The organism is Bradyrhizobium sp. Kon10 (assembly GCF_055807395.1).
This window is the reverse complement of the sequence record NZ_JBVVOZ010000009.1, coordinates 148,540-162,288: the sequence shown is the minus strand read 5'-3', so window position 1 is coordinate 162,288 and position 13,749 is coordinate 148,540. Positions and strand designations below refer to the sequence as shown.

The 13,749-nt window shown below is 64.8% G+C and carries 14 protein-coding genes; 8 read left to right on the top strand and 6 right to left on the bottom strand.

Going from position 1 to position 13,749, the window contains the following annotated elements:
• The first annotated feature begins 3 nt into the window (after window positions 1–3).
• From AC0L2O_RS15465 to AC0L2O_RS15445, 5 genes are all read left to right on the top strand, one after another.
• Window positions 4–867, top strand: a complete 864-nt coding sequence (locus AC0L2O_RS15465; RefSeq protein WP_473370367.1) for a metal ABC transporter solute-binding protein, Zn/Mn family — start codon at window positions 4–6, stop codon at window positions 865–867.
• Window positions 868–922: 55 nt separating this feature from the next.
• The gene (locus tag AC0L2O_RS15460) at window positions 923–1,963 is read left to right on the top strand and encodes a CobW family GTP-binding protein (protein ID WP_473370321.1); all 1,041 of its coding nucleotides are present in this window, start codon (window positions 923–925) and stop codon (window positions 1,961–1,963) included.
• Complete coding sequence (locus AC0L2O_RS15455) at window positions 1,963–2,982, top strand: WD40 repeat domain-containing protein (RefSeq protein WP_369720838.1); 1,020 nt, start codon at window positions 1,963–1,965, stop codon at window positions 2,980–2,982. Before AC0L2O_RS15460 ends, AC0L2O_RS15455 begins: the two co-directional genes overlap by 1 nt.
• A 30-nt stretch (window positions 2,983–3,012) precedes the next feature.
• The gene (locus tag AC0L2O_RS15450) at window positions 3,013–3,729 is read left to right on the top strand and encodes an MgtC/SapB family protein (protein ID WP_473370320.1); all 717 of its coding nucleotides are present in this window, start codon (window positions 3,013–3,015) and stop codon (window positions 3,727–3,729) included.
• A 103-nt stretch (window positions 3,730–3,832) separates the two neighbouring features.
• Window positions 3,833–4,165 (top strand): hypothetical protein, encoded by a 333-nt coding sequence (locus tag AC0L2O_RS15445; RefSeq protein WP_473370366.1) that lies wholly within the window; start codon window positions 3,833–3,835, stop codon window positions 4,163–4,165.
• 172 nt (window positions 4,166–4,337) lie between these two features.
• On the opposite strand, the gene AC0L2O_RS15440 is transcribed toward AC0L2O_RS15445, so the two are convergent.
• From AC0L2O_RS15440 to AC0L2O_RS15420, 5 genes are all read right to left on the bottom strand, one after another.
• Window positions 4,338–5,780: a homospermidine synthase gene (locus AC0L2O_RS15440; protein WP_473370319.1), complete on the bottom strand. Its 1,443-nt coding sequence runs from the start codon at window positions 5,778–5,780 to the stop codon at window positions 4,338–4,340.
• Window positions 5,781–5,828: 48 nt separating this feature from the next.
• Entirely contained in the window at window positions 5,829–6,218 is a 390-nt protein-coding gene (locus AC0L2O_RS15435) for a RidA family protein (RefSeq protein WP_473370318.1), read from the bottom strand.
• A gap of 134 nt (window positions 6,219–6,352) precedes the next feature.
• Window positions 6,353–6,940: a GNAT family N-acetyltransferase gene (locus AC0L2O_RS15430; protein ID WP_473370317.1), complete on the bottom strand. Its 588-nt coding sequence runs from the start codon at window positions 6,938–6,940 to the stop codon at window positions 6,353–6,355.
• Window positions 6,941–7,073: 133 nt separating this feature from the next.
• The gene (locus AC0L2O_RS15425; RefSeq protein WP_369720843.1) at window positions 7,074–8,216 is read right to left on the bottom strand and encodes a type III PLP-dependent enzyme; all 1,143 of its coding nucleotides are present in this window, start codon (window positions 8,214–8,216) and stop codon (window positions 7,074–7,076) included.
• 673 nt (window positions 8,217–8,889) lie between these two features.
• Window positions 8,890–9,144 (bottom strand): hypothetical protein, encoded by a 255-nt coding sequence (locus AC0L2O_RS15420; protein WP_473370316.1) that lies wholly within the window; start codon window positions 9,142–9,144, stop codon window positions 8,890–8,892.
• Window positions 9,145–9,280: 136 nt separating this feature from the next.
• On the opposite strand from AC0L2O_RS15420, the gene AC0L2O_RS15415 reads away from it, so the two are divergent.
• Genes AC0L2O_RS15415 through AC0L2O_RS15405 form a run of 3 tightly spaced genes read left to right on the top strand, consistent with a single transcriptional unit; the run spans window position 9,281 to window position 13,106 of the window.
• Entirely contained in the window at window positions 9,281–11,362 is a 2,082-nt protein-coding gene (locus AC0L2O_RS15415) for a M3 family metallopeptidase (RefSeq protein WP_473370315.1), read from the top strand.
• A 5-nt stretch (window positions 11,363–11,367) separates the two neighbouring features.
• Complete coding sequence (locus AC0L2O_RS15410) at window positions 11,368–12,000, top strand: DUF1007 family protein (RefSeq protein ID WP_473370314.1); 633 nt, start codon at window positions 11,368–11,370, stop codon at window positions 11,998–12,000.
• A complete protein-coding gene (locus AC0L2O_RS15405; RefSeq protein WP_473370313.1) occupies window positions 11,997–13,106 on the top strand; it encodes a nickel/cobalt transporter in 1,110 nt (369 codons plus the stop codon). Before AC0L2O_RS15410 ends, AC0L2O_RS15405 begins: the two co-directional genes overlap by 4 nt.
• Before the next feature lie 166 nt (window positions 13,107–13,272).
• On the opposite strand, the gene AC0L2O_RS15400 is transcribed toward AC0L2O_RS15405, so the two are convergent.
• Window positions 13,273–13,671 (bottom strand): MAPEG family protein, encoded by a 399-nt coding sequence (locus tag AC0L2O_RS15400; protein WP_473370312.1) that lies wholly within the window; start codon window positions 13,669–13,671, stop codon window positions 13,273–13,275.
• Window positions 13,672–13,749 lie beyond the last annotated feature (78 nt).

Below are 13,749 nucleotides of genomic sequence, written 5' to 3'. Positions count from 1 at the left end.
GCGATGCGGCGTGTTCTCGTTTGTGTGCTGTTGCTGATCGCCTCGCCGCTGCACGCCGCGGAGCGGCTCAACGTGGTCGCCAGCTTCTCGATTCTCGGCGATTTCGTCCGGAACGTCGGCGGCGACCGGGTCAACGTCACGACGCTGGTCGGCGCCGACAGCGATGTCCATGTGTACACGCCGACGCCATCCGATGCGAAGCGGATCGCCGCCGCAAAGCTCGTCATCGTCAACGGGCTCGGGCTGGAGGGCTGGCTGCCGCGTCTGGTGCAGTCCTCCGGAGCTAAGGCGCAGGTAGTCACCGCGAGCGACGGTGTGGCGCCCCTGAAGCTCGGCTCGGCAGCCGATCCGCATGCCTGGCAGTCTGTCCCCAACGCCAGGATTTACGTGAGTGACATCGCCAATGCGCTCGCTGCGGCCGACCCGGACGATGCGGACTTCTTCCGCACCCAGGCAAAAGCCTACCTGGAAAAACTCGACACGCTCGACCGCGAGGTCCGCGACGCCGTGGCCAAGATTCCACCCGAGCGGCGCAGGGTGATCTCCACCCACAACGCCTTCGGTTATTTCGCTGCTGAGTACGGCATCGCGTTCATCGCCCCGCTGGGAGTCTCCACCGAAATCGAGCCCAGCGCGCGGGATATCGCCGGCATCATCGGCCAGATCCGGGCTCAAAAAATTCCGGCCGTTTTCCTGGAGAATATCAGCGACGACCGGCTGATCCGGCGGATCGCGGCCGAGACCGGGGCAAAGGTCGGCGGGACCCTGATTTCCGACGGTTTGACCGGCGAAAAGGGGCCTGCACCCACTTACATTGACATGGTCAGGCACAATATAAAGGCCCTGACCAGCGCGCTTGACCATTAGGGCAGGGGGCCACCCCGCCTCGCGTCGCGCGACAAGCCCTACGTCCGGAGTTGTTATGTCTGAAGCGACCTCCCAGAAAATCCCCGTGACCGTCCTGACCGGCTATCTCGGCGCCGGCAAGACCACGCTGCTCAACCGTATCCTGTCGGAAAACCACGGCAAGAAATACGCCGTCATCGTCAACGAGTTCGGCGAAATCGGTATCGACAACGACCTCATCATCGGCGCCGACGAGGAAGTGTTCGAAATGAACAACGGTTGCATCTGCTGCACCGTGCGCGGCGACCTCGTGCGCATCATGGAAGGGTTGATGAAGCGCAAAGGCAAGTTCGACGCCATCATCGTCGAGACCACGGGTCTTGCCGATCCCGCGCCGGTCGCCCAGACCTTCTTCGTCGATGAGGATGTGCAGAAGAACGCCCGCCTCGATGCGGTGGTCACGGTCGCGGACGCCAAATGGCTCTCCGACCGGCTCAAGGACGCGCCCGAAGCCAAGAACCAGATCGCTTTTGCCGACGTCATCGTGCTGAACAAGACCGACCTCGTGACAAAGCCCGAGCTCGCCGAGGTCGAGGCCCGCATCCGTGCAATCAACCCCTATGCCAAGCTGCACCGCACCGAGCGCTGCTCGGTGGCGCTGGCCGACGTGCTCGATCGTCGCGCGTTCGACCTCGATCGCATCCTCGACATCGAACCTGACTTCCTCGAGGTCGACGATCACGACCATGACCACCATCACGGCCACGACCATCATCACGACCATGATCATGGCCACGGCCTGAAGCACTATCACGACGAGGACATGCAGTCGCTGTCGCTCAAGACCGACAAGCCGCTCGATCCGAACGTGTTCATGCCCTGGCTCCAGAACCTGGTGCAGGTCGAGGGCGGCAAGATCCTGCGCTCCAAGGGCATCCTCGCGTTCCACGACGATGACGACCGCTACGTGTTCCAGGGCGTGCACATGATGCTGGAGGGCGACCACCAGCGGAAATGGAAGGACGGCGAGCCGCGCCAAAGCCGCCTCGTCTTCATCGGTCGCGAATTGCCGGAAGAGCTCATTCGCACGGGCTTCGAGAGCTGCATCGTCTCGTGATGAAAGAGTTTACGCCGGCTCCCGATTCCGCCTCGATCGTCTCCGTCACCGATCGCGTCAAGCCTGTTACGCTCGGCATGGGCGTGACCTCGGCACATTTCCTTGGCGACCGCGCCGCCTTCGTCGGCGGCGAGGAGAATGTCGCGCTGGTCGACGGCAAGGGCGAGATCAGCAAAGTCGCCGTGCACAGCGGCGGCATTCTCTCGACCGCGTCCGACGGCAAGCGCCTCGTGATGGGCGGCGACGACGGCAAGGTCGTGTCGCTCGACGCCAAGGGCGAGGTGACGCTGCTCGCGACCGATCCGAAGCGGCGCTGGATCGATGCGGTGGCGCTGCATTCGGACGGCGCGTTCGCCTGGTCGGCCGGCAAGTTCGCCTTCGTCAAGAGCGGCAAGAACGAGGAAAAATCGATCGAGGTGCCCTCGACCGTCGGCGGGCTGGCGTTTGCGCCGAAGGGCCTGCGGCTCGCGATCGCGCATTACAATGGCGCGACGCTGTGGTTTCCCAACATGGCGGCGGGCGCGGAATTCTTGCCCTGGGCCGGTTCTCATCTCGGCGTCACCTTCAGCCCGGACAACAAGTTCCTGGTCACCACGATGCATGAAGCGGCGCTGCACGGTTGGCGGCTCGCGGACAACCGGCACATGCGCATGACCGGCTATCCCGGCCGCGTCCGCTCGATGTCGTGGAGCGCGGGCGGCAAGGCGCTGGCGACCTCCGGCGCCGACACCGTCATCCTGTGGCCCTTCGCCAGCAAGGACGGCCCGATGGGCAAGGAGCCCGCCATGCTCGCGCCGCTGCAGGCGCGCGTGTCGGTGGTCGCCTGCCACCCCAAGAACGACATCTTCGCCGCCGGCTACAGCGACGGTACCGTGCTGATGGTGCGTCTGGAAGACGGCGCCGAGATCCTGGTCCGCCGCAACGGCACGCCACCGGTCTCCGCGCTGGCCTGGAATGCCAAAGGCACGCTGCTGGCATTCGCCGACGAAAATGGCGAGGGCGGACTGCTGGAGCTTTGATCTGTCATCGTTCCAGCCGTATACGGGGCCATGCGGTTTCTGACGACCTTCCAGATTGCTGATTTCCTCGACACGCTGGTCAGCCTGTTCACGGCCTTCGTGCTGGGCACACTGATCGGCGCCGAGCGGCAGTACCGGCAGCGCACGGCGGGCCTGCGCACCAATGTGCTGGTCGCGGTCGGGGCGGCTGCCTTCGTCGATCTCGCCATGCATCTGGACGGCGTGGACGGTGCGGTGCGGGTGATCGCCTATGTCGTTTCCGGCATCGGCTTTCTCGGTGCCGGCGTCATCATGAAGCAGGGTATGGACGTGCGCGGGCTCAATACCGCAGCGACGCTGTGGGCTTCCGCGGCTGTCGGCTCCTGCGCCGGCGCCGACATGGTCGCGCAAGCGGCAGCGCTGACCGTGTTCGTCATCGCCGGCAACACCATGCTGCGGTCGCTGGTCAATGCCATCAACCGTATCCCGCTGAACGAGAAGACCTCGGAGGCGACCTACTACTTCAAGCTCGCGGTCGCGACCGATGCGTTGCCCGACATGCGCGACCGTCTGATCGACAAGCTCGAGGCCGCGAAATATTCGGTGGCCGATGTCGACGTGGTCGAGCTTGGCGAGGACGTTTTGGAGATCGTCGCAAAACTGGTTGCGAGTGCGGTCGATCCGAACGAGCTCAATGCGGTGGCGACCGATCTTCAGCACCTGCCGGGCGTGCGCCACGCCACCTGGGAAGTCAGCACCACGGACTAATGGCGGCGCGCTAGCGGGGCAAGGCGTGCGGTTCCCGTCTTGCCGGGCACGGAACCGCTGTCGGGCAAATTCGTTGATCCCGCGGACAAAGGCGGTGATCGAGATGGCCGGCAAAAACCAAAAGGGCAAACTGACACGAGACGTGTTGATCGCCTGCTCGCTGTTTGTGGCTGGCGTCGTGATCTCGGGCCTGTCGCTGGCGCAAATCCGGGCCGAACGCCGGATGGAACTGGCGCAGGGGACGCAGCCGCTCCAGGGCACGCCCTCGGACAATCAGACCAAGACGCCGGCGGAATCAAAACCCGGCGGTGAGCGCCCGACCACCCCGGCGCCCGAGCCCGCGCGGCCCGATCCGCAGACCCAGGGCGCGGCCACCAAGCCGGCCCTGCCGCAAGCGCCCGCCGAGAAGATCGCGCCGCCGATCAAGGAGAAGTAGAAGCGGTCACCATGCAATTGGTGTCATCGTCCGCAAAAGCGGACGATCCAGTATTCCAGCGACCATGCGTGGATACGGAGAGGCCGCGGCGTACTGGATGCCCCGCCTTCGCGGAGCATGACAGCGGAGTGTTGGGCTGGCCCCCGGAATGACGAGCATTAAGTCCGCGTCGTCACCGCACCAGAATATTCCGGAACTGCCAGGGATCGCTGGTATCGATGTCCTCCGGGAACAGCCCCGGACGATCCGTCAGCGGGGTCCAGTCGGTATAAAAACCCTTCACCGGGCCGAGATAGGGCAGCTGGATTTCCAGCAGGCGATCGAAATCCATCTCGTCGGCTTCGACGATGCCTTCGTTGGGGTTTTCCAGCGCCCAGACCATGCCGCCGAGCACGGCGGAGGTCACTTGCAGGCCGGTGGCGTTCTGATAGGGCGCGAGCTTGCGGGTCTCCTCGATCGAGAGCTGCGAGCCGTACCAGTAGGCGTTGTTGTCGTGGCCGAACAGCAGCACGCCCAACTCGTCGATGCCGTCGACGATCTCGTTCTCGTCGAGGATGTGGTGCTTTTCCTGCATCTTCGCCGCGCGGCCGAACATTTCATGCAGCGACAGCACGGCATCGTCGGCCGGATGATAGGCATAGTGGCAGGTCGGCCGATAGACCGCCGTGCCCGATCCGTCGCGTACCGTGAAGTAATCGGCGATCGAGATCGACTCGTTGTGGGTGACGAGGAAGCCGTACTGCGCGCCCCGGGTCGGGCACCAGGTGCGCACGCGCGTATTGGCGCCGGGCTGCATCAGGTAGATGGCGGCGCCGCAGCCGGCTTCGTGGGTCCGGGCATTCTCGGGCATCCATTTTTCGTGGGTGCCCCAACCGAGCTCGGAGGGCTGCACGCCTTCCGACAGGAAGCCTTCCACCGACCAGGTGTTGACGAAGACATCCGGCTCTTTCGGCGTCTTCGAGCGCTGGGTGTCGCGTTCGGCGATGTGGATGCCCTTGATGCCGGCCTGCCGCATCAAATCCGCCCATTCCGCTTTGGTCTTCGGCTTGGGAGCGTTGAGCTTCAGATCAGCGGCGACGTTGAGCAGCGCCTGCTTGACGAAAAAGGAGACCATGCCGGGGTTGGCGCCACAGCACGAGACGGCCGTCGTCGAGCCCGACGGGCGCGCCTTCTTGGCGGCCAGCGTCGCTTCGCGAAGGGCGTAGTTGGAGCGCGCTTCCGGGCCCTTCGAGGAATCGAAATAGAAGCCGAGCCAAGGCTCATTGACGGTGTCGATATAGAGAGCGCCAAGCTCGTTGCAGAGCTCCATGATGTCGGTGGAGCCGGTGTCGACCGAGAGATTGACGCAAAAGCCCTGGCCGCCGCCTTCGGTGAGCAGCGGGGTCAGCAACTCGCGATAATTGTCCTTGGTCACGCCCTTCTGGATGAAGCGGACATTGTGCTTCTCGCAATGCGCCTTGCGGCCCTCGTCCTTGGGATCGATCACGGTGACGCGCGACTTGTCGTAGTCGAGATGCCGTTCGATCAGCGGCAACGTGCCTTTGCCGATGGAGCCGAAGCCGACCATGACGATGGGACCAGTGATCTTCGCGTAGATCTGCGAGGCGGGGCTCATGGGATGGTTTCTCCGGAACGTGCTGGCGGACAAATTGTGAGGGATGGATCAGGCGCTGCGGCGCTTGGCGGTCGCTTCGATCTCGACCTTCATCTCGGGCTTGTAGAGCGCCGAGACGACCAGAAGCGTGGCCGCGGGACGGATCTCGCCGAGCACTTCGCCGCAGACAGCGAAATGCGCGTCTGCGTCTTTGACGTCGGTGAGGTAATAGGTCACGCGGACGATGTCGGCCATCTCGAATCCGCCCTCCTTCAGGGCAGCTTCGATGGTCTTGAAGCAGTTGCGTGACTGGCTGGTGACATCGGCCGGCATCGTCATCGTGCTGTAGTCATAGCCGGTGGTTCCTGCGACGAACGCGAACTCGCCGTCGATCACGGCGCGGCTGTAGCCGGCGGTCTTCTCAAAGGGAGAGCCAGTGGAGATCAGGCGACGGGACATCGGTTTCGGCCTCGACTGAAGGGCTGTTTCGCGGGTTAAAGGGCGTTTCCGGGGCGCGCGCAACCCCAAAGGAATAGGCGCGGCCGGACATCGCCGCTAAACGCGGCTTTGGTCGTCGCCATGATGGCAATCCCTTAAGCCGCGTTCGCGTGCAAAGCGCGCGATGGCCGCCGTTTGGCCAAGGCCGCGCCGGTCGGGACGATCATCCCGGCGGCGCCATCGAGCGCGCCGTCGGTGAATTCGATCGCCAGCAGGCGGTCGCGCTCGAATGGGCCGGGCAGCGAGAGTTCGCCGGTGCTGGCGGCCGAGAAGCCGAAGCGGGCGTAATAGGAGGCATCGCCGAGCAGGATCACCGCGGCATGCCCGCGCGCCCGGGCGGCGGCCAGCGCTTGTTGCATCAGCGCGGCGCCGATCCCGAGCTCGCGGCAAGCAGGGTCCACCGCCAGCGGTCCGAGGACCAGAGCGGGCCTGCCTCCGGCGCTGACGTGCCACAGCCGCACGGTCCCCACGAGTGTCCCCTCGTGCAGCGCGGCCAGCGCAAGGCCGGCAGCGGGCGCACGTCCGTCGCGCAGCCGCTGGCAGGTGCGGCCATGGCGGTTTTCGCCAAAGCTGGCATCCAGCAGCGCTTCACGGGCGGCGACGTCGGCAGCACGCTCGTTGCGGATCGCGAACGGAGCGGCTTTCGAGGTGAGGGCGATCTGTGGCTTGCGAAGAGCGGTCATGGCGCGTCAGTCCCCGCTTGAGACCTGCGTGCGAAAAGCACGCCGGTCCAAGGCGTCGTCAGAAATCAGGATGTCAGGGAAGGGAGCCGGCGGACCGGCTCCCGGGTTCGTCGGGCCTCGAGAGAGAGGCTGCTTAGATGTGGTACGTCTTCAGCGGCGGGATGCCGTTGAACGCCACCGCCGAGTAGGTCGACGTATAGGCTCCGGTGCCTTCGATCAGCAGCTTGTCGCCGATCTCCAGCGTCACCGGAAGCGGATACGGGTTCTTCTCATACAGCACGTCGGCGCTGTCGCAGGTGGGTCCGGCGAGCACGCACGGCGTCATGTCGGCCCCGTCATGCGGGGTGCGGATGGCGTAACGGATCGACTCGTCCATGGTCTCGGCGAGACCACCGAACTTGCCGATGTCCAGGTACACCCAGCGCACCTCGTCCTCGTCGCTCTTCTTCGAGATCAGCACGACCTCGGACTCGATGATGCCGGCGTTGCCCACCATGCCGCGGCCGGGCTCGATGATGGTCTCCGGGATCTGGTTGCCGAAGTGCTTGCGCAGCGCCCGGAAGATCGAGCGGCCGTAGGTCACCACCGGCGGCACGTCCTTCAGGTACTTGGTCGGGAAGCCGCCGCCCATGTTAACCATGCTCAGGTTGATGCCGCGCTCGGCGCAGTCGCGGAACACCTGCGAGGCCATCGCCAGCGCACGGTCCCACGCCTTCACCTTGCGCTGCTGCGAGCCGACATGGAACGAGATGCCGCACGGCTCCAGGCCCAGGCGCTTGGCGACGTCGAGCACCTCGACGGCCATTTCCGGGTCGCAGCCGAACTTGCGCGACAGCGGCCATTCGGCGCCGGCGCAGTCATAGAGAATGCGGCAAAACACCTTCGCGCCGGGAGCGGCACGGGCGACCTTCTCCACCTCGGCGGTGCAGTCGACCGCGAACAGCCGAATGCCGAGCGCGAAGGCGCGCGCGATGTCGCGCTCCTTCTTGATCGTGTTGCCGAACGAGATGCGGTCGGCCGTCGCACCGGCGGCCAGCGCCATCTCGATCTCGGCAACCGTCGCGGTGTCGAAGCAGGAACCCATGGACGCGAGCAGCGCCAGCACTTCCGGCGCCGGGTTCGCCTTGACGGCATAGAACACGCGGCTGTCGGGCAGCGCCTTGGCAAAGGTCTGGTAATTGTCGCGCACGACTTCGAGATCGACCACGAGGCAGGGCTCGGTGTCCCGGCCCTCGCTGCGGCGGTTGCGCAGGAATTCCTGAATACGTTCGGTCATAGCACTCTCCCAAACGGCCCAGCGACGGGGATCCGTTCAAAAAATGACGTCGGATAAGAGCGCTCCGGCCAGATCGCGCGATGGAGGCGCGACAAGCCAAAGACTCAAACCAGACTGTGCTGCCGTGGATTGGTTGGGAATTTTCCCGCCCGCACACCTGGCAATGAAGGACAAGCCTTTTCAGTAGCCCGCGCCGGCGTTGGACTGCCGGTAGAGACCAAAAAAGCCCGATCCGTCGTTGCTTTAAGTCGCGTCCCCCGTTGAGAGCGGGGTGCGCCGGTTCGCCTCCGGCTGCCAGTCACGGTTGCAAAGAGTGAAGTCACCTTCGACAAGGCATCTCTTGAGAGAGATGCTGGACGCTCCGGGTTTGCTTTCGTCTTCCGGCTATGAGCCTTCCGACTTCCACACTTCCGAAGAGCCCCTCGGCTTCTTCACCCCTTGGCGGCTGTCCGGCCTCTTGTCCGGATACCTACCGACTGACACACGACCACAGGCACGTGCGAAATTGGGCAAGTCCGCACATAAGTGTTTTGACTCTGGTTCGCAAGAGATTTTTTAGGCTGCGAACAGAATTGCCTAACATCTGCTTGCGCAGTGTCGCGCGAGCGACGCCGAAGATGAATGCGCGTTAAGCTTTCGGCGCAGCGCGCGTGTCTCTCGCGCGCGAGACGCGTCAGCCGCGCTTCGTGAAGGGCTCGACGCGCCGAGCTGCGCGGATGAAGGCAGTCATCACGAGCACGCCGAGTGCAAACAGCGCGGCCTGAAGGATGTGCGCGCCCTGCTCGCCGAGTCCGGTCAGGATTGCGAGCGCCCAGCCGCCGGCAAACGCCGCGCCGAACACCTCAGCGCCGATCAGGATGGCGGCGCTGACGACGGTGATGACGTTCGGCCAGACGATCTGACGGGAGGATGAGGAAGGCGCGTTCATGTGCTGTGGGGTCCGTGTCTGCGAGGGCCGCAATCTCCTCGAAAAGGCGGTCGGTAGCAAGGCCAAATGGCCCAAAAAAGCCCTATGGCGTGCTATAGCTCGGCCCAACAATCGAGCCTCAAAAACGGGACCAACGATGTCAGAAACCCGCCAAACTACGGACTCCGAGACCAACCCGCTGCTGAAGGCCTGGGTGACGCCGTTTGCGACCCCGCCGTTCCACGAGATTCAGCCGGAGCACTTCCTGCCGGCGTTCGAGCAGGCCTTCGCCGATCATTCCGCGGAGATCGCGGCCATCACCAATGATCCCGCCGCGCCCGACTTCGCCAACACCATCACGGCGCTGGAGCGCTCCGGCAAGCTTCTGAACAAGGTCGCTTCCGTCTTCTACGACCTAGTCTCGGCGCATTCCAACCCGGCCATCCTGGAGATCGACAAGGAGGTCTCCTTGCGGATGGCACGGCATTGGAATCCGATCACGATGAATGCCGTGCTGTTTGGCCGCATCGCTCAGCTGCATGAGAACCGCGCCAATCTCGGCCTCGACCCGGAGCAGCTCCGCCTTCTGGAGCGCACCTACACCCGCTTCCACCGCTCGGGTGCCGGTCTTTCCGAAGAGGCCAAGAAGCGCATGGCCGAGATCAACGAGCAGCTGGCCCAGCTCGGCACCGGCTTCAGCCATCATCTGCTCGGCGACGAGCAGGACTGGTTCATGGAGCTCGGCGAGGCCGATCGTCAGGGCCTGCCGGAAAGTTTCGTCGCGGCGGCCAAGGCCGCGGCTGAAGAGCGCAGCCTGCCCGGCAAGGCCATCGTGACCTTGTCGCGCTCCTCGGTCGAGCCGTTCCTGAAGAGCTCGGCCCGGCGCGACCTGCGCGAGAAGGTCTACAAGGCTTTCACGGCGCGCGGCGACAACGGCAATTCCAACGACAACAACGGAACCATCGTCGAGATCCTGAAGCTGCGCGAGGAGAGCGCCACGCTGCTGGGTTACCCGACTTTTGCCGCCTACCGGCTCGAGGATTCCATGGCCAAGACGCCGGACGCGGTGCGGGGCCTGCTCGAGCGGGTCTGGAAGCCGGCCCGCGCGCGGGCGCTCGCCGATCGTGACGAGATGCAGGCGCTGATCACGACCGAGGGCGGCAATTTCAAGCTCGCGCCCTGGGACTGGCGCTTCTACGCCGAAAAGCTCCGCCTGCAGCGCGCCAATTTCGACGACGCCGCGATCAAGCCGTATCTCACGCTCGACCACATGATCGCCGCCGCCTTCGACTGCGCCACGCGTCTGTTCGGCATCACCTTCGAGGAGCGCAAGGACGTTCCGGTCTGGCATCCTGACGTCCGGGTCTGGGAGGTGAGGGGCCCGGACGGCAAGCACAAGGCGCTGTTCTACGGCGACTACTATGCCCGGTCCTCGAAGCGCTCAGGCGCCTGGATGACCTCGCTGCGCGACCAGCAAAAGCTCGACGGCGAGATCGCGCCCTTGATCATCAATGTCTGCAACTTCGCCAAGGGCGCCGGCGGCGAGCCCTCGCTGCTCTCGCCAGACGACGCCCGCACCCTGTTCCACGAGTTCGGCCACGGGCTGCACGGCATGCTCTCCAATGTGACCTATCCGTCGCTGTCGGGCACCTCCGTGTTCACCGATTTCGTCGAGCTGCCCTCCCAGCTCTACGAGCATTGGCAGGAACGCCCCGAGGTGCTCCAGCAGTTCGCAAAGCACTACCAGACCGGCGAACCCTTGCCGGACGACCTGTTGCAACGGTTCCTCGCCGCGCGCAAATTCAACCAGGGCTTCGCCACCGTCGAGTTCGTCTCCTCGGCGCTGATCGACCTCGAATTCCACACCCAGCCGGCCGCGGCAGCCGCGGACGTGCGCGCCTTCGAGAGACGCGAGCTGGAGAAGATCGGCATGCCCGAAGAGATCTCGCTGCGCCACCGGCCCACGCAGTTCGGCCACATCTTCTCCGGCGACCATTATGCCGCCGGCTATTACAGCTACATGTGGTCGGAGGTGATGGACGCCGACGCCTTCGGCGCGTTCGAGGAGGCCGGCAACATCTTCGATCCGGCGGTCGCGAAACGCCTGCACGACGACATCTATTCGAGCGGCGGATCGGTCGATCCGGAAGCCGCCTACGAGGCCTTCCGCGGCCGTCCGCCGGAGCCGGACGCGCTGCTGCGCCGTCGCGGCCTGCTCGATACTCCCAAGGCGGCCTGACGGGCATGCGCGCCCTGCTGGGATGGCTGCTCGCCGCCGCGATGACGCTCGGGGCCGGTGCGGCGTGCGCGCATCCGCATGTCTGGATCACCGCGTCCAGCGAATTGCTCTACGCACCGGACGGCTCGATTACCGGCGTGCGCCACGCCTGGACCTTTGACGACATGTTCTCGGCCTATGCGGTGCAGGGTCTCGAGAGCAAGACCAAAGGCGCCTACACGCGCGAGGAGCTCGGGCCGCTGGCGCAGACCAATGTCGAGTCGCTGAAGGAATACGCCTACTTCACCTTTGCGCGCGCCGACGGCAAGAAGGAGCGATTCAACGAGCCGGTCGACTACTTCCTCGACTACAAGGATACGGTGCTGACGCTGCACTTCACCTTGCCGCTGAAGACCCCGCTCAAGCCGAAGCAGCTGATGCTGGAAGTGTTCGACCGCTCCTTCTTCATCGACTTCCAGATGGCCAAGGACAATCCGGTCAAGCTGGTGGGTGCGCCCGCGGGCTGCCAGATGAAGCTGGAGCGTCCGAGCGACGGCACCGCGACCGCGCAGAAGCTCAACGAGCAGACCTTCATGGATGGCCCGAACGCCAATTTCGGCATGATGTTCGCCAACAAGATCACGGTGGATTGCCCTTGAAACCGCAACTCTCCCCGTTCGCGCGGGGCCTTCTCGCCTGCGCCGCAGCTGTCGTCGTGCTCGGCCTGGCTGATGCCGCGCTTCACGATGTCCTCGCGCAGAATCCGTTTGGTGCGCCGCGGCCGGCGCAGGCGGCTCAGCCAGAGGCCAGCGGCATCGTTGGCTGGCTATTGGCAAAGCAGTCGGAATTCTATCGCCAGATGTCGGCGACCATCCGCGCCGCCAAATCCGACGGCTCGGCGGTGTGGACACTGCTCTTCATCTCGTTTGCGTACGGCATCTTCCATGCCGCCGGTCCCGGCCACGGCAAGGCGGTGATCGCCTCCTATCTCGTCGCCAATCGCGAGACCGCGCGGCGCGGCATCGCGCTGTCGTTTGCCTCGGCCCTGATGCAGTCGCTGGTGGCGATCCTGATCGTCGGCATCTCGGCCTGGGTGCTGAACGCGACCGCGAAAACCATGTGCAAGGCGGAAGGCGCGATCGAGATCGCAAGCTACGGCCTGATCGCGCTGTTCGGCCTGCGGCTGGTCTGGGTCAAGGGCGGCACCTTCATCCGCGCGCTCCAGGCGTCTCAGCCGGTGCCGGCGATTGCGGGCGTGCCGCATGAGCATGATCACGGTCATCACCATCATCATGATGCGCATGACGATCACGGCCATGATCACGCCCACACCCATCATGCCAACGCCCATCACGGGCACGCCCACGTCCACGACGAGCATTGCGGCCATTCCCATGGCCCCGCGCCGAGCGAGCTTGCCGGTCCCGGCGGCTGGCGTCGTGGCTTCGGTGCGATCCTCACGGTTGGCATCCGCCCCTGCTCGGGCGCGATCCTGGTGCTGGTGTTCGCGCTCGCCCAAGGCTTGTTCTGGGCCGGCGTCGCCGCCACCCTGCTGATGGGGTTGGGCACCGCGATCACGGTCGCGGCCATCGCGGTCGTCGCCGTTTCCGCCAAGACCATCGCCGGCCGCCTCAGCGCCGGCCGCGACGGCGGCGGCGCGCTGTTCATGCGCGGCGTCGAATTCGCAGCCGCCGGCCTCGTGCTGCTGTTCGGAGCGGGGCTGCTGTTCGGCTACATCGCGGCCGAGCGAACGACGTGTTTTTAAGCTCTTCCCCTCTCCCCTTGTGGGAGAGGGTGGCTCGCCGCGTAGCGGCGAGACGGGTGAGGGGTTGTCTCCGCGGGCGATTCTCTTGCAGCTGTGCTCGCGGATCGAACCCCTCATCCGGCGCTTCGCGCCACCTTCTCCCACAAGGGGAGAAGGAAAAAAAGAGTCACACCGGCAAGAACCGCTTCAACATCGGCATGAAGAAGATCCCGAGATTGATCGCAAAGCCGATGCTCCACAGGATCGAGCGCAGCGTCGGGCGGTTGCCGAGATAGGTCAGCACGTAGGCGATCCGCACGATCAGGAACAGCACGGCGAGCTCGTCGATCAGCCGCTGCGGCGAGTCGCGGAATTCGGCAAGCAGCACCGCGAAGGCGAAGAACGGGAAGGTCTCGATGCCGTTCTGGTGCGCGCCGAGCGCGCGCTGCGCAATGGCGTCCTCGTAGAAGGCGGGATCGCGCGGCCGCGAATTGTCGAAGCCGCGAAACCTGATCCATTTGATCGAGACGATCGTCAAGAGATAGAGCAGCAGCGCCCCGAATACGCACCATTCCGCCAGCGTCATGGTTCCTCCCCCTCCACGCCGACCCTAGCGAAACCGGCCCAATCTTGACAAGTTCCGAGCAACGCGCGACGCAACAGA